The organism is Bartonella sp. B10 (genome assembly GCF_053794435.1).
Map to the genome: position 1 here is coordinate 676,815 of NZ_CP200030.1, position 20,997 is coordinate 697,811.

Sequence of the window (20,997 nt, forward strand, 5' to 3'; positions counted from 1 at the left end):
GATATTTTTATAAAAATCTTCTCATTTATCTCAGTTTGCTGCTTTTAGTTAAAATTGATAATAACCGTCATGGGACAAAATTGTTGGTTGTTTCGCATTTGAATTACAATGTATTTCCTCTTTTTTCAAAAAACAAAAATGTTTTGTTATTTTGCCCATGACTTTAAAATATGCCGCATACAACTGGAATATGAACACTGGCTATTAAGGATAAAAAATGTTCAAAACACACAAGGTAGAAATTGAATGGGCCGGCCGGCCTCTTACCCTCGAAACAGGGAAAATAGCGCGTCAAGCTGATGGTGCAGTAATTGCTACCTACGGTGAAACCATTGTTTTAGCAACCGTTGTGTCAGCAAAAAGCCCAAAACCAGATCAAGATTTTTTCCCACTCACTGTCAATTATCAAGAAAAATCTTATGCTGTTGGTAGAATACCCGGTGGCTACTTCAAACGTGAAAGCCGACCAACTGAAAGTGAAACACTAATTTCACGTTTAATTGATCGCCCAATTCGTCCTCTCTTCGCTGATGGTTATAAAAATGATACGCAAGTCATAGTTTCTGTTATACAGCATGATCTAGAAAATAATCCTGATATCCTTGCGATTATTGCGTCTTCTGCTGCATTAACTCTATCAGGTGTCCCTTTTATGGGTCCCATTGCTGGTGCTCGTGTCGGTTACTGCAATGGACAGTATATTCTCAATCCTCATATAGATGAAATGCCTGAATCAAAACTTGATCTTGTCGTTGCTGGAACAGAAAGTGCTGTATTGATGGTTGAATCAGAAGCACAGGAATTGCCAGAAGATATAATGTTGGGCGCTGTTATGTTTGGCCATAAAAGCTTTCAACCTGTTCTTGACGCCATAATAAAACTTGCTGAAGTTGCTGCAAAAGATCCACGTGATTTTATTCCAGAAGATCTATCCGATCTTGAAAAAGCTATGCTAGAAATGGCAGAACAAGACATACGAAAAGCTTATACAATCACTGATAAACAGGAACGTTATGCTGCGATTGATGCTATTAAAACAGAAGTTATCAGTAAATTTGCACCAGAAATGGAAGAAGACTGTAAATTTAGCGTAGATCAGGTTGCAACTGTCTTTAAACAGTTGCAAGCAAAAATTGTTCGTTGGAATATTCTTAATACAGGAAAACGTATTGACGGGCGGGATCTTTCGACAGTACGTCCAATTCAATCAGAAGTTGGAATTTTACCTAGAACACATGGATCAGCACTCTTTACACGTGGAGAAACACAGGCAATTGTTATTGCCACATTAGGAACTGGTGAAGACGAACAATATATTGATTCCTTAACAGGAATGTATAAAGAAACATTCCTACTACATTATAACTTTCCGCCATTTTCCGTTGGTGAAACAGGACGTATTGGTTCTCCAGGTCGCCGCGAAATTGGGCATGGAAAATTGGCATGGCGTGCCATTCATCCTATATTACCAACGAAAGAATCTTTTCCTTATACTATTCGAGCTGTTTCAGAAATTACTGAATCAAATGGCTCTTCTTCAATGGCAACTGTTTGCGGAACTTCACTAGCACTGATGGATGCCGGTGTTCCTTTAACATCTCCCGTCGCAGGTATTGCTATGGGCTTAATTAAAGAAGGTGATCATGTTGCTGTTTTATCCGACATTCTAGGAGATGAAGATCATCTAGGTGACATGGATTTTAAAGTAGCGGGTACAAAAAATGGTATTACTGCTTTACAAATGGATATAAAAATTGATGGTATTACCGAAGAGATTATGAGGACCTCGCTTGAGCAAGCAAAATGCGGGAGAATCCATATTCTTAACGAAATGGCCAAGGCTTTAACCAGCGCACGCAATGAACTCAGTGAATTTTCACCACGCATAGAAATTATGAATATTTCTGTTGATAAAATCCGTGATGTTATCGGCTCCGGAGGGAAAGTAATACGAGAAATTGTAGAACAAACCGGAGCTAAAATTAATATTGAAGACAATGGAACAATTAAAATTGCATCTACCGATGTTAAGACCATCGAAGCAGCTAAACGCTGGATCCATTCAATTGTTGATGAGCCTGAAATCGGTGTTATATATCAAGGAACAGTTGTAAAAATTGCAGAATTTGGAGCGTTTGTGAATTTTTTTGGATCACGAGACGGGCTTGTCCATATATCCCAACTTGCATCAGAACGTGTTGCAAAAACAACTGATGTTGTTAAAGAAGGTGATAAAGTTTGGGTAAAATTAATGGGATTTGATGAACGCGGTAAAGTTCGATTATCGATGAAAGTTGTCAATCAACAAACTGGTAAAGAAATTACTGGCAATGATCCAATAAAAATAGAGCAAGAAAATAGCACTGATGAAAAGGATCAATCTGAAAAAAGGCGCCGCCGTAAGAAAAAAGAAGAGTGATCTTTCTATCTTTTGATAAAATAACAATGCCATTCCGATGTGGATATGGCATTTTTCTTTGAAAGAACCATGAGTGTTGTTATTTTTACCTTTTAAAAACCATGAACTTCCACATCCAAATCTAAACCAACATTGGTTGAGTTTTGGTTTAACTGAAATCCCTGCGACAGAATGGATACAAAACTTAGAAATTATAGCACCCTGGCGACCAGATTTTTTAAAATTTACTGACGCTCAATTTCGCTGTTCTACTAAAATAAACCAAGCTTTAACTTATGATGGTGCACTTTTACAACTAAGCAAATACCGTGGTTTTAACCAAAATTGTTTTCTTGATTTATTAGAATGCATCAAACCAGGTGGATGGATTGTCATTGGTGGAAGTAAAACTTCCGGAGCTGTTTCAATGATGAAATGGGTTCAATCAATTGTTCCCATCACTGATAAATTATCCAAAAGTCATGGACTTGTATTCTGGCTTCAAGTCCCACAACAAGTAGATAGACAAAATATCGCATGTTTGCGCTCACCACCGCTTAATTTTGAAAATAAATTTCAAACTATGTCTGGAATGTTTTCACACGGTCGCATAGATCCAGGATCCGCAGCACTTGCGTTACATATACCCAAAATCGTTTTTGGGAAAACAGCAGATTTTGGTGCTGGCTGGGGTTTCCTTGCTTACACCGCACTAGAAAAAAGTGAAAAACTCACCGCCCTAGATCTCTATGAAGCTGACTATAACGCCTTAGAAGCCGCCAAGACACATATAAAATGTATAAAATCTCCTCTTCCAATTAATTTTTATTGGCTTGACCTTGTACATGAACCAATCACCCAACTGTATGATACTATCATTTCAAACCCACCGTTTCACATGCAACAAACTACCGACGTTTCACTGGGTAAGAATTTTATCATAAAAGCCGCAAAACACTTAAAGCCAGGTGGAAATCTTCTGCTTGTTGCTAATCGTCACCTTCCTTATGAGGCATTATTAAAAAATACCTTCCGCACAATATTGATACACGAAGAAACTTATAGTTTTAAAGTTATTGAAGCACGCTGATATGTGAAAACATAAGCAATCACTCTAGAGAATGAAACGTGAAAGATCGATATCAGCAGCAAGATCTCCTATCGATTGTCTCACATAAGCAGCATCAACTTTAAATGATGTCCCAGCTTTATCAGGTGCAGTAAAAGAAATCTCATCCAAAACGCGCTCCATTACAGTTTGTAAACGACGTGCTCCTATATTTTCAATCCTTGCGTTTAAATCCACAGCGATATCCGCTAAAGCATCAATCGCATCATCGGTAATTTCTAAATGAACTTCTTCCGTCGCCATTAAAGCAATATATTGCTTAATTAAACTTGCTTCAGGTTCGGTAAGAATACGCCGTAAATCCTCTCTTGTTAAAGCATTTAACTCCACACGGATAGGTAAACGCCCCTGAAGCTCTGGCAATAAATCAGATGGCTTAGCTACATGAAACGCACCTGAAGCGATAAAAAGGATATGATCTGTTTTAATTTGCCCATATTTTGTAGCAATCGTTGTTCCTTCAACCAAAGGTAAAAGATCTCGCTGAACCCCCTCACGTGAAACAGTAGCGCCAGCTCCACCATCTCGAGTTGCGATTTTATCAATCTCATCAATAAAAACAATTCCGTCATTTTCAGTAACACGTAATGCTTCTTGAATAATTTGATCATTATCAAGAAGTTTTTCAGATTCGTCATCAATTAGTGGCTTAAAAGCATCCTTCACTGTTGTTTTGCGGATCTTGGTACGACTACCCATTTTGCCAAAAATATCTGACAAATTCATGATCCCCATTTGTGCACCAGGAATACCAGGAATCTCAAAGGTAGAAGCGCTGCTGGTATTATTGTCAGTTACTTCAATTTCAATTTCTTTGTTATCCAACTCACCTTCACGTAATTTTTTGCGAAAACTATCACGGGTAGCAGAGCTTGCTGTTTTACCAACAAGAGCATCTAAAACGCGCTCTTCAGCATTAATGTGAGCCTTTGCTTGTACCTCACCCCGTTTCTTTTCGCGCACGAGGGAAATGGCAATCTCAACAAGATCACGAATAATTTGTTCAACGTCACGCCCAACATAACCAACTTCAGTAAACTTGGTAGCTTCTACTTTCACGAAAGGTGCTCCAGCAAGTTTTGCCAATCGACGAGCTATACCCGTTTTACCGACACCTGTCGGCCCTATCATTAAGATATTTTTTGGCATAACTTCTTCACGCATTGGACCATCCAGCTGCTGTCTACGCCACCGATTACGCAATGCAATAGCAACAGAACGTTTTGCATCATTTTGACCAATGATAAAACGATCAAGTTCAGAAACAGTTTCACGAGGGGAAAATACAACACACATTCAAATAGCTTTCTCTAAAGAAGATAACTCCGTATCCAATGTTTCAATTACGAAATTATCATTTGTATAAACACAAATTTTAGCGGCAATATCTATAGCTTTACGAGCAATAGTTTCTGCATCCATATCCATATCCATAAGTGCCAACGCTGCTGAAAGAGCAAAATTTCCTCCAGAACCAATTGCCATAACCCCATCTTCGGGTTCTAATACATCACCAAGTCCCGTTAGAGCTAAAGTTACTTTCTTATCAGCTACAAGCATCATTGCTTCCAGACGACGCAAATAGCGATCTGTTCGCCAATCTTTTGCAAGTTCTACACATGCACGCATAAGCTGATCAGGGTATTGCTCAAGCTTTGTTTCTAATCTTTCTAATAATGTAAAAGCATCTGCCGTAGCACCTGCAAAACCAGCAACAACGGCCCCACCTTTTCCAAGGCGACGCACTTTGCGGGCATTTCCTTTCATAATTGTTTGACCAAGTGAAACTTGACCATCACCAGCCATCACTACCTTGCCATTTTTTCGTACAGTAATAATAGTCGTACCATACATTATGTCAGGCTTATGTTCTGTCATAAGGAAGCTCCTTAATATTGATTTCTTTTCATAAAACGTAAAATCCCAATTACTACCGCCTTTATATTTAAGAATATATACAGCAAAACACAACGATTAAGCACAACTCAATTTGTTGAAATAAAAAAATGATATTATTGTTGTCAATGCAAATTGTTGTTAAATAACTTATTGTAAATAGTTTTCATCTCTAAAGGAAAAATTATGAAAAGAATAGCCATAGGAACATTAGGAGGGACAATTGCAATGGCTGCTGACAATTTTGGTCAAATGCAACCGACTTTAACTGCAGATTTACTAATAAAAAGTGTTCCTAGCTTAAATAAAGTAGCAGATATTTATACGCAAACATTAACACAATTACCCAGTGGATCTTTATCTTTTAAAATTCTATTTGAAGTAATAGAATGGGCAATACAACAAATAAAAGCTGGCGCACAAGGTATTGTTTTAACCCAAGGAACTGACACATTAGAAGAAACAGCTTTTTTTCTTTCCCTTTACTGGAATAAAGTTGAACCACTTATTGTAACTGGCGCTATGCGTTTACCATGCGAAGCAGGTGCTGACGGGCCCGCGAACATTCTCGCGGCAACTCGCGTTGCTGCTCATCCACAAAGTCAAAACAGAGGCGTTTTAGTTGTGATAAACGACACAATTCATTCACCTTACTGGATTCAAAAAAGTCATGCCACAAAAATTGAAACATTTCAATCAGGTCTAGCAGGTGCCATAGGAACCATTTTAGAGAAAAAATTGATTTATTTCAATGATAAAAATTTCTTCCCTAAGATTTTTAAACTCCCCCAAAACTATAATCATCAGGTTGCCCTTCTGTATTCTTCCTTATCCTCTGATACAGAATTAGTAAAATTTTGCCTTGAAAGTGGATATTATGCAGGCTTAGTCATTGCTGGCTTCGGTACAGGTCACTGCAGCTTCCAAACAGCAGACATCGTGCGACAATACGCACAAAAATTCCCCATTATCATTGCTAGTCGTTGTTGTAACGGCTCAACAACCCGTGTAACTTACGGATATAAAGGCTCAGAAACTGATATGATTGCTTCTGGTGTTCTTATGTCTGGTTATTTATCAGCCGTAAAAGCACGTTTACTTTTATGGGCTTTTTTGGCACAAGGCTTGTCATTGGAGCAAATTAGTGCATGCTGGAATACTTGGACTATTAGCTAACTAAGAATTATCTACTATTGTAAAGAAAAAATATGCAAAAATAACTTACCCCATCTGTCCATTACTTATTGTATTGCTAAAATTAACAAACTCTCAATCGCTAAAAATGACCGATATGACTATATCAAAAATTGATCAAGAAAGTGATCTGATAAAGCCCATTTTTGATCGATATTCACCCTACAGTGTTTTTACTGCGCAAGAGTGGTCTCAATTTCGTGCGGATACACCACTCACTTTGACCTTTGATGAAGTTAAACGTTTACGCTCAATCGATGATCCAATTGATCTTGAAGAAGTACAACGTATTTATCTTTCCCTATCGCGCCTATTGTCGTGCCATGTTGAAGCAGTGCAAGAACTTTTTCAAAAACGTCAGCAATTTTTACATAAAGAAGGTGCAAGAAAAACTCCCTTTATCATTGGAATTGCCGGCTCTGTCGCAGTAGGTAAATCAACCACTGCTCGCATTCTTCAAGAACTTTTGAAACGTTGGACATCTAGTTTTAAAGTTGACTTGATTACAACCGATGGTTTTCTCTACCCTAACGCTGTATTACAAAAAAAAAATCGTATGGATCGTAAAGGATTTCCTGATTCTTATGACATCAAAAAATTGCTTAACTTCCTTTCCGCTATAAAAGCCGGTGTCGGCAATGTTAGTGCTCCACTTTATTCTCATATAACCTATGATGTTTTGGAAAATCAAAAAATTATTATTGATCGCCCTGATATTTTGATTGTTGAAGGTATTAATGTACTACAAGTTAGTGATCTTCCTAAAGATGGAAAAGTTATTCCTTTCGTTTCAGACTTTTTTGATTTTTCAATCTATGTAGATGCAGAAACAGAAGTGATTCGTCGGTGGTATTTGGAGCGTTTTAAACGTTTTCGTAAAACATCTTTTCAAAATCCTGAATCTTATTTTCACCGTTATTCTCTAATCAATGAAGAGGAAGCTTCTAAAATTGCCGATAATCTTTGGCAAACAATCAATCTAAAAAATTTACAAGAAAATATACTACCAACAAGACCGCGATCTAATCTCATTCTACGAAAGGGAAAAAACCATTTGGTAGAATATGTTGCACTTCGAAGGCTATGAGGATCATAATATGCATTTACACCAAGTTAATTTTACGTCAACACGCACAGACGACAGTTATCCCATCTTTTTGGTAAACCCTAAAATTATTGCTGATTTATCGCTTGATGCATCAACAAAAACATGGATGAAAATTAATGATTTCACAGGTAAAGCAGGGCAAATATTATTCATTCCTCATCAAAATGGACAATTAAAAAAAATTTTATTTGGAATCGGCAATGGTGATGAACCCTTTATCACTGGACTCCTTGCCAAACAACTTCCTCCTGGAAATTGGCATCTGGAAGGACCAGCCGCAAATGAAATAAATTCTTATCTTGGACTAGCACTTGGAAGCTATCAATTTAATCGCTATCGCCGCAACCCTTCTCCAAAAGCATTATCAATCTACGTGCGTAATACAATTGATATCAATGAACTTCAACGAATTTACGAAACTGTTTTTTTGGTTCGTGACCTCATTAACACTCCAGCCAATGATATGAATCCTGATACTCTTGAAAAAATCGTATATCAACTTGGAGAAACTTATAACGCCCATACTACAAGTATTCGTGGAGATGAACTTTTAACACAAAATTTTCCAATAATTCACGCTGTAGGCAGAGCCAGCAATATTGCACCACGTCTAATTGAACTGCACTGGGGGCAAGAAAGTCATCCTAAAATAACATTAGTTGGTAAAGGCGTAACCTTCGATACTGGAGGGTTAGATATTAAATCAGCCAGTAATATGTTATTAATGAAAAAAGACATGGGAGGAAGTGCACATGTTTTAGGACTAGCTAAACTTATTATGGATGCTAAATTGCCTTTCCGTTTACGTGTTCTGATTCCAGCTATTGAAAATGCAATTTCTGCGAATTCCTACCGACCGGGCGATATTCTACAAAGCCGTAAAGGATTGAGCATTGAAGTTGGCAATACGGATGCTGAGGGGCGACTTATCCTTGCCGATGCACTTACCTATGGTGATGAAGAAAGCCCTCAATTCATGCTTTGTATGGCTACTTTAACAGGAGCTGCTCATATAGCATTAGGACCAGATCTTCCTGCATTTTATTGCAATGACCCGATATGGGCTCAACAAATTTCTGAATCCGCCCACTCTGTTTCCGATCCTCTCTGGCAAATGCCACTCTGGAAACCTTATAAAGAAATGATGTCCTCACAAATCGCTGACCTTAATAATATAACTGGAAATAATTTCGCTGGATCCATAATTGCAGCTTTATTTCTTAGCTGCTTTGTTGAAAAATCCGAATATTTTGCTCACTTTGATCTGTATGGATGGGTTCCAAAAGAAAAACCAGGACACCCTGTTGGTGGCTCTGCACAAATTATTCGTGCCCTTTATAACTTTTTTAAAAATAAAACATAACACAAAATACCCACAAAGATAGACAATTTTGAGCGTTTAGAAATAATTGCTGAGCACCTTAAATTTTGACCTTATATTTTGATTTAAGGATAAAAGAACCCTGCTAATGCAGTTGTTATTGTCCTATTCCTATATAAAAGGTAAAAAAGATGATTGATAAAGACTCAAAATTGTATGCACTCAGAGACAATCTACCAGATCAACATCTTGAAACAAAAATTACAACCCAACGCTTTGTTCCAGGTGAAAAAAAACGCGTTAATACAGCTGTTGCTGGATTGTTTAAAGAAAACAATAAAAAAAGCCAAAGACAAACAGAATGCTTATTAGGAGAAGAACTCTTAATCTTTGAACAAGGAGAAACCATGTCATGGGTTCAATCGCTTAAAGATGGTTGTGTAGGTTATATTGATACAATGATTCTCTGCTCATCAACAATAAAACAAACCCATATTGTTTCAGTACCACGCACATTTCAATATTTACAAGCTGATTTACACGGACCAATGGAGTGTCCCTTATCCATGGGAAGCAAAGTCAGTGTTGTGAATGAAACTGAAGTCCGTGGTACAATGTATTCTATCCTTGAAAATGGAAAAGCTATTATTACCCATCACCTTAGTCCTATCGGGCAAGTATTCAAAGATTATGTTACAGTTGCAGAGACTTTTATTCACACCCCTTACCTTTGGGGTGGTGTCAGTGGTTTTGGAATTGATTGTTCTGGGCTAGTACAACTCTCCATGATGATGACTGGGAAAATGGTCTTACGCAACACTGCACAACAAAAAACTATAGGTATAGCACTCACAGATAGTGACAAACTTCAACGAGGCGACTTAATTTTTTGGAAAGGCCACGTTGCCATTATGATTGATCATGAAAACATTATCCATGCAAATGGCTTCTCTATGAATGTTATGATTGAACCACTGGAAGAAGCAGTTACTCGTATAGCTAAAAAGAACCAATATCCTGTAGCAAAACGTCGACCAACACAAGAAACATGATCCACACCACGAATATGGTGTACCTAACCAACATTCTTCGATGTTTTTACATCAATATCTATTTGAACTACTGGCAATAATACAAAGCATAAATATTACTGATCTCATATACAATGAAAAGATCCCTTCAACTGTATAGATTGATTCATATCAAATGGAATAAATTAATTAGCTTATTTTTAGACCTTTTTCAAAAATCATTCAAAAATTTTTACACATTTTGTGATACAATAAATGAACTCTATAACTCACTACTTAACTTTTATTAAGGCATCTCATAATTATATGCGAACTACATAAATAAGCCAAATAAACATCAAAAAGTTCAAATTTTTTTTCCTTACTTATTCCATTATTATTGCAATAATTCCTCCGTTGTTTAGATCTCTTTAACTAGCGGTGTGTTATAGCTTGAGCAAGTATAAATCCTCTCCTCCCAATCTTAGATTATCAATATACAGAAACAAAGAGATAAGAGGTTTAAGTGTGCAATATTTTAAATGGTTTCAATTTTTAAGATCTGCGTCATGTATTTTAATAGCGAGTGTATTTGTATTTGGTTACCCTCATTTTTTGCATTCACAAACACTCAATAAAAATTTAGGATCCAGCGGTTTACCGCTCCCACGATTTGCTTCGATTAAGCCTGTGCGCGTTAATGTTCGTGCTGGGCCAGGTAGCAATTATTCTATCGTTTTTACTTACCAAAAACAGGGTTTACCTGTTGAAATTATTCAAGAATACGATCAATGGCGTAAAATACGTGATGCCGAAGGAGATGAAGGGTGGGTGTACCAATCTCTTTTATCTGGTAAGCGAACCGCCATAACTATTCCGTGGCAAAAAGACAAAACAAAAAGGCTAATACTGCGTAAAAATCCAACAGACAACGCAGAATTTGTAGCAGAAGTAGAACCCAATGTCATCGGTGATATTCGTCAATGTGATAGACACTGGTGCGAAATAAATATCCGTAATACTCGTGGATGGCTCCATCAACCCCAATTATGGGGGGTCTATCCCGATGAAAAAATTAACAAATCATGAATTTTCAACCCAATATACTCGATTGCTATTCTTTACCGAATTTCCTAATTTCTATAGTTTAGGTTTGGGTTACATTTTTGGCTTTAACCGAATTATCAAATCAACGTGCGAAATTTCCATACCATCTGGTGGTTGAGGCAAATTTTTAATAATAGGGGAATCTTCTAAATCACAAGGAATATCCATAATACGATTTTCACCTTCAATATAAAAATGATAGTGATCAGAGGTATTTGTATCAAACCAAGTTTTTGAACCCTCTACGGCAATAATTCGTAACAATCCTGCTTCTGTAAATTGGTGGAGTGTATTGTAGACTGTTGCTAAAGATACAGGAACCCCCGACTTAACTGCCTCTTCATACAGATCTTCAGCAGCAATATGACGGTTACCTTGAGAAAAAATCATATGAGCAAGCTCTAGTCGCTGGCGCGTCGGCCGTAAACCATTTTGACGTAAACGTTTTTCTAACACAGACATGGAATGATAATTTATAACCTTCCCACATTCTTTCACGAAAAACTCCTCTTCATTAAATCCTAAATCGTCTGTCCTAACCGACATGCCGCAGACTTCATTACATTTTCACTCAAATAAGGTCAAAATTTTACAAAATAAGAATAATATACGATACAATCTTTGTATTCTATTTTAAATAGCTTCTTGCATAAAATACATAAAAAAGGGGGCTTTATCATTAAAATTATATAAAATCATTTCCCTCTCCTTCAAATTTGCTCTAAAAGTAGTTTATGGGAGAAGCACAGAAGTAAAAATATACGCAAATAGATGGAATGACAATGGTTGAACAAAAATCTTGCTACACTTATGAAGAACTTCTAAGCTGTGCTCGCGGCGAAATGTTTGGTAAGGGTAACGCACAATTGCCTGCACCACCGATGTTAATGATTCATAGAATCACTCAAATCAGTGAAACTGGTGGTGAATATAATAAGGGGATGGTTCGCGCTGAATTTGACATTACTTCAAACCTATGGTTCTTTGACTGTCACTTTATGGGCGATCCTGTCATGCCAGGGTGTCTCGGTCTAGATGGTATGTGGCAGTTAACAGGTTTTTTTCTTGGTTGGTTAGGAGAACCAGGAAAAGGAAGGGCTATATCAACAGGCGAAGTTAAATTATCAGGTATGGTAACTCCACAAACAAAACTTCTTAAATATGGAATAGATTTTAAGCGGATACGACGTGGAAATTTGGTCTTAGGAATAGCTGATGGATGGGTGCAAGCAGACGGAGAAATCATCTATAAAGCCAGCGATTTGCGCGTTGCATTATTCAAAGAAGACTAAACATTATTTCCACTAAATTAAAGACATTTTGTTATTCTATAAGAAACAAGGAGGTATGGATGCGTCGAGTTGTTGTAACCGGAATGGGAATTATCTCCGCGATTGGAAATAATCCCCAGGACGTTTTAACTAGTTTGTATGAAGCAAAATCTGGGATTTCTTACGCGCCCCAATACGCTGAATTAGGCTTCCGTAGTAGAGTTTATGGCAAACCTGATGTTAATATAGAAGAATTGATAGATAGACGAGCTCTGCGTTTTCATGGACGTGGAACTGCTTGGAATCACATTGCTATGGATCAAGCGATTGCGGATGCAGGTTTAGAACCTCATGAAATATCAAATGAACGCACAGGTATCATTATGGGCTCCGGAGGAGCTTCAACGCAATCAATCGTTGAAGCTGCTGACATTACACGACAAAAAGGTCCAAAGCGCATTGGCCCTTTTGTTGTACCTAAAGCAATGAGTTCTACTGCATCTGCAACGCTTGCAACTTTTTTTAAAATTAAGGGAATTAACTATTCAATTTCTTCAGCGTGTGCTACGTCTAATCATTGCATCGGAAATGCCTATGAAACGATACAATATGGTAAGCAAGATCGTGTCTTTGCAGGTGGCTGTGAAGATCTAGACTGGACATTGTCTGTTTTATTCGATGCTATGGGCGCTATGTCTAGCAAATATAATGATGTACCAGAAAAAGCTTCACGCGCCTACGATGTAAATCGTGATGGATTTGTGATTGCTGGTGGGGCTGGTGTTCTGGTTCTTGAAGAACTAGAACTCGCCCAAGCACGCGGTGCAAAAATTTATGGAGAAATTATTGGTTATGGCGCTACATCCGATGGACACGATATGGTTGCTCCATCTGGTGAAGGAGCAGAACGTTGCATGCGTATGGCACTTTCAACTGTTCATAATAAAATTGATTATATTAATCCCCATGCAACAGCAACACCTGTTGGAGATCCCCCCGAGATAGAAGCGATCCGTCGTATTTTTGGTACAGGTGATCAATGCCCGCCAATTTCTGCTACGAAATCTCTCACTGGTCATTCTTTGGGTGCAGCAGGAGTTCAAGAAGCAATTTATACACTGTTAATGATGAATCATAATTTTATTTGCGAAAGTGCCCATATTGAAGAACTTGATCCGGCTTTTGTTGATATGCCAATTGTTCGTAAACGCCGTGATTGTCAACAACTTAATACTGTATTGTCAAATACATTTGGCTTTGGAGGTACTAATGCAACACTCGTTTTCCAACGATATCCATAAACAAAAGTTCTTGGCTGGTTAAAATAAAGCACGGTCTACGGAGAATAATATGAAAGGTTTGATGGAGGGCAAACGCGGCCTTATTATGGGGGTTGCAAATGACCATTCAATTGCTTGGGGTATTGCATGCCAACTAGCAAAAGCAGGAGCTGAATTAGCATTTACCTATCAGGGAGATGCTTTCGGAAAACGTGTTCAACCATTAACAGAAAAACTAGGCTGCAAATTACTACTAGAGTGTGATGTTGAAAAAATTGGAAGTATCGATCATGTCTTTGAATGTCTTGAAAAAGAATGGAAAACTATTGATTTTATTGTTCATGCCATTGGTTTTTCAGATAAAGCTCAACTCAAAGGACGGTATGTTGATGTGACGACACGCGAAAATTTTAATCGCACGATGATTATTTCAGCTTATTCCTTTACAGAAATTGCACAACGTGCTGGTAAACTTATGCCCAATGGAGGAGCACTTTTAACACTAACTTACGGAGCTTCACAGAAAGTTGTACCTAATTACAATGTTATGGGTGTTGCTAAAGCTGCGTTAGAAGCCATGGTGCGCTATTTAGCAGCGGATTTTGGTTCCCAAAATATCCGAGTTAATGCAATTTCAGCTGGTCCTGTTAGAACTTTAGCTGGAAATGGAATTGCATCTGCGCGTGCAATTTTTTCTTATCAACGCCGTAATTCACCTCTACGCCGTACTGTAAACATTAATGAAATAGGAAAATCTGCTCTTTACCTACTCTCTGATTTATCATCAGGTGTTACTGGTGAGATTCACTACGTTGACTCTGGCTACAATATTATGTCTATGCCAATACTTGAAGAATTAAAACAAAGCGAAAAAATTCATGGAGAATAATTATATACCAAATACAAAAAAGTTAATTGGTATGTCATCTAGAAATATCTTGCATACTTTCTGAAATATAAATGTCGTAACTGATTAAGAATATAGCCCATTTAAAAATATACAATGTAGCTGATGACCAAAATTTAAGCCATATGATGTAAAAAACTAGCTTATATGCATTTGTCAATCCGTAAAAGAAATAATATTTTACCTAATGATAAATATATTCTGTTTTGTAAATCTATTATACCAGTGTCTCTCACGCATTTGAATAGCTTAAAAGCGTATTGGATTGTGCTCCTCATCTTTGGGATCACGACTAAGTAATGTATTAGATGCTTCAAATACACTTTTACCACAATATAAGACTTGATAAATTTGCTCTGTAATTGGCATTTCTACCCCGATACGCCGTGCTAATCTACGCACTTCCTTAGTATTTAAATAACCTTCAACAACTTGACCAACCTGTTTCTCTGCTGCTTCTTTATCTATTCCTTGGCCAAGTAATATTCCAAAACGGCGGTTACGAGACTTGTTATCAGTACATGTCAAAACAAGATCACCTAAACCTGTCATTCCCATAAACGTAGCAAGATCAGCACCCATAGCAATGCCTAAACGACTAATTTCAGCTAATCCTCGTGTGATTAAAGCTATTCGAGCATTCGCACCAAATTCCATACCATCTGATATTCCTGCACCTATAGCAATGACATTTTTAACTGCTCCACCTAATTGAACACCTATCATATCTTCATTTTTATAAACTCTAAAATTTTTATCACTATGGAAAAGTTGTTGTAGTTCTTTACTAAATTCAGCATTAGAAGCTGCTACTGTAATTGCGGTCGGCAAACCGATAGCAAGTTCTTGAGCAAAAGTTGGCCCAGAAAAAACAGCCAAAGGAATTTGTTCACCTAGAATCTCACGAGCAACTTCATGTAAAAGACGTCCTGTTCCATGTTCTAGACCTTTTGTTGTCCAGATAATACGTGAGTGTTTACTCAAATAAGGTGTAATATTGCACAACACCTGACGAAATGCATGGCTTGGAACAGAGATTAATATATTACGACTAGTTGTTATAGCAGCTTCAAGAGAAACTTCAGGTAATACATTGTCAGGAAATTTAATATCAGGCAAAAATGCCTGATTACAGCGATATTCCTGTAATTCTCTGATATGTTGAGGATTATATCCCCACAATAAAACACGATAACCATTACGAGCAAGAGCAATAGACAATGCAGTACCATAAGAACCTGCACCAATAATTGTCATTGAAACGGTATTCATTAAGCTTCCTGACAGTTATAATTGTATATCATCGTTACAAACATCTTCAAGAAAAGATATATTTCATATAAACTCACAGAATCTAAAACATCACCTACCGTCACTTCATTTTATACAACGCAAGTGGATCTCTTTAAGATCTTTATGATTATTTGCACACTATATAAATGGCTGTTAACCATGAACTAAAATTAAAACTTCACCAAGTTACCCATGATTTCCCTTAATTTAGTACAAAAATACACCAGAAATCAGGTACCATCTAAACAATTTGCCTATCAGCACTCTTTATCTGAAAATTACTGTACAGGCATTTCTGTATCTGATAACGCCTCTGAAGGAGCTTGTATATCAGAGAACTTTTCTACAGGTATTTCTGTATCCGATAATTCTCTCTCTGATACAGAGCCATCTATTTCTAATATTTCTGATTCAATAATACGCCCTGAACCACCCATCATATTGTAATTCAAACGCCACATAGCCCACCACGTGCCTCCAATAATGATGAAAACACACATAGCTGTAAACAACAAGGCGCTTAGATTCCATTTTGCATCTGGACCATCATTCACATGCAAAAAGAAAATAATCTGCACTATAATTTGAATAAGCGCCATTCCAATAAGATACATAACCTTTGTACTAATTAACCAGCTTTCCATCATTCCATACATCACAGGAATAAAAGAGCCTAACGTAAAAAATACAGCTAGAATAAAACCAATTAAATAGGAACTAATACTGGAGCTATGTGTCTCATTATGCGTATTCATTATAGGAATCCTAACAGATAAACCATGGTAAAAACACCAATCCAAACAATATCAAGAAAGTGCCAAAAAATCGAAAGACATGTCAAGCGTGTCTTATTATCACGATCCAAGCCATTGCGATGCAGATGCAAAAACATAACAATCATCCACAATAAACCAACTGTCACATGAATTCCATGAGTTCCAACCAAAGCAAAAAATGCTGACCAATAAGCAGATAAAACTTCTTTCCCAAAAGACTGTACTCCTGTTGCAGGATCAATACCAGCATAAGCACTTGGATCGTAATAAAATACCTCACCCAAAAGCTCATGGAATTCATATACTTCCATCCCAATAAAACAAAGACCAAGAGCAAAAGTAAACGCCATCCACGAACGCACACCAACGAGATTACCCCTATGTGCTTGTATCATAGCAATTCCATAAGTAATTGAAGAAAATAATAAAATGATAGTTTCAACTAAAACAAAATTGAGATTAATAAACTCATTACCAGCCTTACCTCCACCATAAGAAGCAGAAAAGACAGAAAAACTTGAAAAAAGTGTAGAAAACAGTATCAAATCTGAAAGGATGTAGATCCAAAAACCAAATATCATTATAGAACTGCTATCGTGGTGATGCTCATTTACATGAGCATTACCTGTTATCGTCGCACTCATACTCTTACTCCTTGTTCTTTAAGAACAGCTGTAAAATTATCCTCTGTCTTCTGTACCTCTTCAGCTGAAATATAATAACCGTGATGATCCCCTGTTAACGAATGATACACAAGTATTGCAACAAACCCAATTGATCCAATCGCAACTAACCACCAAATATGCCAAACAAGCGCAAAACCAACAATTAACGAGAAAAATCCTGCAATAATTCCAGCTGATGTGTTTGATGGCATATGAATCTTTGAAAATCCACTTATTGGACGTTGATAACCTTTCTTCTTCATATCCCAATAAGCATCTTCAGCCTGCACCTCTGGAAGTATTGCAAAATTGTAAGAAGGAGGTGGTGAAGAAATAGACCATTCAAGCGTACGCGTATCACCCCAAGGATCATTCAACGTTACTGGTAATTGCCCCTTATGCTTAATACCGTACCAAATTGCCAAAATAATTTGCAGCATAAAACAAAGAATACCAAGCAAGATAATAAAAGCACCTAGTGCAGCAATGATAAACATGGGCTGCCAACTAGGCTCCATGTAGTGTTGAAGACGGCGCGTTGCTCCCATCAAGCCAACCATATAAATCGGGAAAAAAGCAAGGTAAAAACCAACAAACCAACACCAAAAAGACGCGATACCCAGTAAGCGATTCGGTTTATAACCAAAAGCCTTTGGAAACCAAAAAGCTAGCCCAGCTAAATAGGCAAAAACAACACCTCCAATAATTGTATGGTGAAAATGAGCTACCAAAAATAGCGAATTATGGAACTGCCAATCAGCAGGTACAATAGACAATAAAACACCTGTTAACCCCCCACCAACAAACGTAAAGACCATCCCCATACACCAAAGCATTGGAGGTTCAAAACGAATTCGACCTTTATACATAGTCAGCAACCAATTAAAAACTTTTACGCCTGTTGGAATCGAAATAATCATTGTAGCAATACTAAAAGCAGTATTCACAGCTTCACCCCCACCCATTGTAAAGAAATGATGCCCCCAAACAAGAAGTGAAAGAATTGAAATAACCAGTATTGCCCATATCATTGAATTATAACCAAAAAGACGCTTTGAAGAAAAAGCCGGTACAATTTCAGAAACAATTCCAAAAGCAGGAACAACTAAAACGTAAACTTCTGGATGACCAAAAACCCAAACATAGTTAATCCATACCATTGGATTTCCACCAGCAACATTAGTAAAAAAATTCATGTTCAAATAACGATCGCACGCCAACAACGCAAGTGTTACAGACAATACAGGATAAATGACTAAAATGAGAATATTGCTGACAAAAGCGCTCCAACAAAATATAGGCATCCTCATCATTGTCATCCCAGGAGCACGCATTTTAATGATAGTTGCAACAAAATTAACTGAACCCATCGTTGTCGCAATACCAGAAAGCTGAAGTGACCACAGATAATAATCTACACCTGTATCTGGACTATTTTGCAATCCTGAAAACGGTGGATACATTAACCAACCGCCACGACCAAAATTACCAATACCAAGAGAAATATTAAGTAACATTGCTCCTGCAACAGTAATCCAAAACCCCAAATTATTTGCAAATGGAAACGCAACATCACGAGCACCAATCTGCAGTGGTACTAAATAATTAAAAAGACCAAATAAAATCGGCGTAGCCATAAAGAAAATCATAATGGTGCCGTGAGCTGAAAAAATCTGATCAAAATGATCAGGTGGTAAATAACCTGCCGCTTCACTCCCGAGAGCAAAAGCTTGATGTGTCCGCATCATAATTGCATCAGCAAAGCCACGAACAAGCATTATAATTCCCAGAATGATATACATAATGCCTATGCGTTTATGATCGACTGTTGTAATCCAATTGCGCCACAAAACTCCCCACCATCCAAGTGCTGTCAAAGCAACAACAGTAACTAAGCCAACCAAAACAATCGCGATACACGTATATAAAACAATTGGCTCATGTGAAAGTGCATGAAAAGCACCCGCTGTAGGATCTGTAAGTCTTCCAAACATTTCTCAACCCATATAAAACGAATTCCAGTTTAAACGAAACCTTATTTAAAAAAAGGATTTTTTCTTGATCAATGCTCTAAATAACACCAGGATCAAAAACAGAACAAAGTTCACCCCAAAGTGTTTGGGCTGCAGCACGCTTCATTAAATCTTCATTACAAACCGTATTTTCATCAACACATCGATTGACAATGCGATAGTAAAGTCGTTTCTCAACAGGTGCAAAATAACGAACTTCAGCATCTTTTTCCTTTGCAGCAATATCACCCATACGAGGCGCCACAGAAAGCTGACGATATGACTTTCGATCAAGTACTTGACCACCAGCACGAGCTTTAACAACCCAATCTTTAAAATCTTGCAAAGACACAGAATGCCATTGAAATCGCATGCCTGCAAAACCATCACCACTATAATTCGCTGAACTCCCCTGAAATACTCCTTTTTCATCAGCTAGTAAGTGTAATTTTGCACTCATCTGGGGCATAGCATAAAGAACTGTACCCAGTTTTGGTACCCAAAAGGCATTTAAAGAACTCTCTGATGTCAACTGCAACAAAACTTGGCGACCTTCGGGTGCGTAAATCTCATTAATCGATGCAATATTGTATTCAGGATAAATGAATAACCATTTCCAATCAAGAGCGACAGCATCCACCTGTAGCGGTTTTCCTTCACCAGCTATTTCTACCGGAAGAGAATTTGCAGGGTTCAGTTTATAAGTATAATAAGCTGTCAATGAACCTAAAACCATTATGATGGCGATTGGAACACCCCACATAAAAGCTTCAATTTTATTTGAATGCCCCCAATCAGGCAAATAATCCGATGTTGTATTCGATGCGCGATATTTGATGGCAAAAAACACCACACTAACCATTACTGGAATAACAACACAAAGCATAATAAAAATACAAACAACAATCAAAATGAGCTGTTGACGCGCAACATACCCTGCTGGCTGAAAAACATCAACTTTACAACTGGATAAAAGCAATAACATACCCAAAATCATGAGCATTCTTATTGGCTTAACAAAATTTCTCATTCTGATTTATCCCATAATACATACCAAAATTGTCATCAATATACCCGACAATACCTTCACATAAGCTACCTGCTCAAAAATAACTATAAAGTCAACTCAAATACTTCAATCAACATTATACAATCTTTCCCTTTCTATATCAAATTTAAGTTGCTTAGCAATATATTCAAGCGCAAAATAATACCCCCTACTGCCACACCCAACAATAACTGCATCCACACCGGCAGAAACATAAGATTGATGACGAAAACTCTCACGCTTATAAATATTGGATAAATGAACTTCTACTATGGGTCCAGAAAACATTTTTAAAGCATCAAGAATTGCAACAGATGTGTGACTATAAGCAGCTGGATTAATAATTAATCCAGCACTCACTCCAATTGCTGCCTGTATCCATTCTACCAATTGACCTTCACAGTTACTTTGATAAAAATGTAATGTCATACCAAATCTTGTTACACATTCTCTGCAAAATTGTTCAATATCTTCTAGAGTTTCAGTGCCGTAAATTTCCGGTTCACGTCTACCAAGAAAATTTAAATTAGGGCCATTTAAAACTGTTATAATTTTAGACATAGGTGTACATCTCTTTCTCGA

General features: G+C 37.4%; 19 protein-coding genes. 10 read left to right on the forward strand and 9 right to left on the reverse strand.

Annotation, left to right across the window (positions count from 1 at the left end; genetic code table 11):
- Window positions 1-217: 217 nt before the first annotated feature.
- The gene (gene pnp / locus V3565_RS02795) at window positions 218-2,419 is read left to right on the forward strand and encodes a polyribonucleotide nucleotidyltransferase (RefSeq protein ID WP_455478789.1); all 2,202 of its coding nucleotides are present in this window, start codon (window positions 218-220) and stop codon (window positions 2,417-2,419) included.
- Between the two features lie 73 nt (window positions 2,420-2,492).
- The gene (locus V3565_RS02800; RefSeq protein ID WP_455478790.1) at window positions 2,493-3,488 is read left to right on the forward strand and encodes a methyltransferase; all 996 of its coding nucleotides are present in this window, start codon (window positions 2,493-2,495) and stop codon (window positions 3,486-3,488) included.
- A gap of 24 nt (window positions 3,489-3,512) precedes the next feature.
- On the opposite strand, the gene hslU is transcribed toward V3565_RS02800, so the two are convergent.
- Together hslU and hslV are read right to left on the reverse strand one after the other, a co-directional pair.
- Entirely contained in the window at window positions 3,513-4,823 is a 1,311-nt protein-coding gene (hslU, locus tag V3565_RS02805; RefSeq protein ID WP_455478791.1) for an ATP-dependent protease ATPase subunit HslU, read from the reverse strand.
- Window positions 4,824-5,405, reverse strand: coding sequence for an ATP-dependent protease subunit HslV (hslV, locus tag V3565_RS02810; protein ID WP_455478792.1), 582 nt, complete (start codon window positions 5,403-5,405; stop codon window positions 4,824-4,826).
- Window positions 5,406-5,609: 204 nt separating this feature from the next.
- On the opposite strand from hslV, the gene V3565_RS02815 reads away from it, so the two are divergent.
- From V3565_RS02815 to V3565_RS02835, 5 genes are all read left to right on the forward strand, one after another.
- Window positions 5,610-6,599 (forward strand): asparaginase, encoded by a 990-nt coding sequence (locus V3565_RS02815; RefSeq protein WP_455478793.1) that lies wholly within the window; start codon window positions 5,610-5,612, stop codon window positions 6,597-6,599.
- Between the two features lie 160 nt (window positions 6,600-6,759).
- A complete protein-coding gene (coaA, locus tag V3565_RS02820) occupies window positions 6,760-7,704 on the forward strand; it encodes a type I pantothenate kinase (RefSeq protein ID WP_455478852.1) in 945 nt (314 codons plus the stop codon).
- A gap of 10 nt (window positions 7,705-7,714) precedes the next feature.
- Entirely contained in the window at window positions 7,715-9,088 is a 1,374-nt protein-coding gene (locus tag V3565_RS02825) for a leucyl aminopeptidase family protein (protein WP_455478794.1), read from the forward strand.
- 149 nt (window positions 9,089-9,237) lie between these two features.
- A complete protein-coding gene (locus V3565_RS02830; protein ID WP_455478795.1) occupies window positions 9,238-10,098 on the forward strand; it encodes a C40 family peptidase in 861 nt (286 codons plus the stop codon).
- A 486-nt stretch (window positions 10,099-10,584) separates the two neighbouring features.
- Complete coding sequence (locus tag V3565_RS02835) at window positions 10,585-11,145, forward strand: SH3 domain-containing protein (RefSeq protein ID WP_455478796.1); 561 nt, start codon at window positions 10,585-10,587, stop codon at window positions 11,143-11,145.
- A gap of 69 nt (window positions 11,146-11,214) precedes the next feature.
- Here V3565_RS02835 and irrA read toward each other — a convergent pair whose 3' ends face one another.
- Window positions 11,215-11,709: an iron response transcriptional regulator IrrA gene (gene irrA / locus V3565_RS02840; protein ID WP_455478797.1), complete on the reverse strand. Its 495-nt coding sequence runs from the start codon at window positions 11,707-11,709 to the stop codon at window positions 11,215-11,217.
- A gap of 236 nt (window positions 11,710-11,945) precedes the next feature.
- Between irrA and fabA the strand changes: the two genes are divergently transcribed.
- The 3 genes from fabA to fabI are packed head-to-tail and all read left to right on the forward strand — an operon-like array spanning window position 11,946 to window position 14,603.
- Window positions 11,946-12,455 carry a 3-hydroxyacyl-[acyl-carrier-protein] dehydratase FabA gene (gene fabA, locus V3565_RS02845; RefSeq protein ID WP_455478798.1) on the forward strand — a complete coding sequence of 170 codons (510 nt, stop codon included), beginning with the start codon at window positions 11,946-11,948 and terminating at the stop codon, window positions 12,453-12,455.
- A gap of 59 nt (window positions 12,456-12,514) precedes the next feature.
- A complete protein-coding gene (gene fabB, locus V3565_RS02850; protein ID WP_455478799.1) occupies window positions 12,515-13,735 on the forward strand; it encodes a beta-ketoacyl-ACP synthase I in 1,221 nt (406 codons plus the stop codon).
- A gap of 49 nt (window positions 13,736-13,784) precedes the next feature.
- Entirely contained in the window at window positions 13,785-14,603 is an 819-nt protein-coding gene (gene fabI, locus V3565_RS02855) for an enoyl-ACP reductase FabI (protein ID WP_455478800.1), read from the forward strand.
- A 267-nt stretch (window positions 14,604-14,870) separates the two neighbouring features.
- On the opposite strand, the gene gpsA is transcribed toward fabI, so the two are convergent.
- The 6 genes from gpsA to aroQ form a co-directional block, all read right to left on the reverse strand.
- Window positions 14,871-15,893: an NAD(P)H-dependent glycerol-3-phosphate dehydrogenase gene (gene gpsA / locus V3565_RS02860; RefSeq protein WP_455478801.1), complete on the reverse strand. Its 1,023-nt coding sequence runs from the start codon at window positions 15,891-15,893 to the stop codon at window positions 14,871-14,873.
- Window positions 15,894-16,192: 299 nt separating this feature from the next.
- Complete coding sequence (cyoD, locus tag V3565_RS02865; RefSeq protein ID WP_455478802.1) at window positions 16,193-16,669, reverse strand: cytochrome o ubiquinol oxidase subunit IV; 477 nt, start codon at window positions 16,667-16,669, stop codon at window positions 16,193-16,195.
- The gene (locus V3565_RS02870) at window positions 16,669-17,334 is read right to left on the reverse strand and encodes a cytochrome c oxidase subunit 3 (RefSeq protein WP_455478803.1); all 666 of its coding nucleotides are present in this window, start codon (window positions 17,332-17,334) and stop codon (window positions 16,669-16,671) included. The genes cyoD and V3565_RS02870 overlap by 1 nt, the downstream gene beginning before the upstream one ends.
- Entirely contained in the window at window positions 17,331-19,349 is a 2,019-nt protein-coding gene (gene cyoB, locus V3565_RS02875; RefSeq protein ID WP_455478804.1) for a cytochrome o ubiquinol oxidase subunit I, read from the reverse strand. The genes V3565_RS02870 and cyoB overlap by 4 nt, the downstream gene beginning before the upstream one ends.
- 76 nt (window positions 19,350-19,425) lie before the next feature.
- On the reverse strand, window positions 19,426-20,397 hold the full coding sequence (cyoA, locus tag V3565_RS02880) for a ubiquinol oxidase subunit II (protein WP_455478805.1): 972 nt from the start codon (window positions 20,395-20,397) through the stop codon (window positions 19,426-19,428).
- 105 nt (window positions 20,398-20,502) lie between these two features.
- Window positions 20,503-20,976, reverse strand: coding sequence for a type II 3-dehydroquinate dehydratase (aroQ, locus tag V3565_RS02885; RefSeq protein WP_455478806.1), 474 nt, complete (start codon window positions 20,974-20,976; stop codon window positions 20,503-20,505).
- Window positions 20,977-20,997: the final 21 nt, after the last annotated feature.

What these genes read in the sequence shown, in the direction of transcription:
- irrA (WP_455478797.1), bottom strand. Translation starts at nt 11,709, where the DNA reads ATGTCGGTTAGGACAGACGATTTAGGATTTAATGAAGAGGAGTTTTTC.
- fabB (WP_455478799.1), top strand. Translation starts at nt 12,515, where the DNA reads ATGCGTCGAGTTGTTGTAACCGGAATGGGAATTATCTCCGCGATTGGA.
- fabA (WP_455478798.1), top strand. Translation starts at nt 11,946, where the DNA reads ATGGTTGAACAAAAATCTTGCTACACTTATGAAGAACTTCTAAGCTGT.
- cyoD (WP_455478802.1), bottom strand. Translation starts at nt 16,669, where the DNA reads ATGAATACGCATAATGAGACACATAGCTCCAGTATTAGTTCCTATTTA.
- cyoB (WP_455478804.1), bottom strand. Translation starts at nt 19,349, where the DNA reads ATGTTTGGAAGACTTACAGATCCTACAGCGGGTGCTTTTCATGCACTT.
- V3565_RS02870 (WP_455478803.1), bottom strand. Translation starts at nt 17,334, where the DNA reads ATGAGTGCGACGATAACAGGTAATGCTCATGTAAATGAGCATCACCAC.
- hslU (WP_455478791.1), bottom strand. Translation starts at nt 4,823, where the DNA reads ATGTGTGTTGTATTTTCCCCTCGTGAAACTGTTTCTGAACTTGATCGT.
- fabI (WP_455478800.1), top strand. Translation starts at nt 13,785, where the DNA reads ATGAAAGGTTTGATGGAGGGCAAACGCGGCCTTATTATGGGGGTTGCA.
- gpsA (WP_455478801.1), bottom strand. Translation starts at nt 15,893, where the DNA reads ATGAATACCGTTTCAATGACAATTATTGGTGCAGGTTCTTATGGTACT.
- V3565_RS02825 (WP_455478794.1), top strand. Translation starts at nt 7,715, where the DNA reads ATGCATTTACACCAAGTTAATTTTACGTCAACACGCACAGACGACAGT.
- hslV (WP_455478792.1), bottom strand. Translation starts at nt 5,405, where the DNA reads ATGACAGAACATAAGCCTGACATAATGTATGGTACGACTATTATTACT.
- V3565_RS02830 (WP_455478795.1), top strand. Translation starts at nt 9,238, where the DNA reads ATGATTGATAAAGACTCAAAATTGTATGCACTCAGAGACAATCTACCA.
- aroQ (WP_455478806.1), bottom strand. Translation starts at nt 20,976, where the DNA reads ATGTCTAAAATTATAACAGTTTTAAATGGCCCTAATTTAAATTTTCTT.
- pnp (WP_455478789.1), top strand. Translation starts at nt 218, where the DNA reads ATGTTCAAAACACACAAGGTAGAAATTGAATGGGCCGGCCGGCCTCTT.
- cyoA (WP_455478805.1), bottom strand. Translation starts at nt 20,397, where the DNA reads ATGAGAAATTTTGTTAAGCCAATAAGAATGCTCATGATTTTGGGTATG.
- V3565_RS02815 (WP_455478793.1), top strand. Translation starts at nt 5,610, where the DNA reads ATGAAAAGAATAGCCATAGGAACATTAGGAGGGACAATTGCAATGGCT.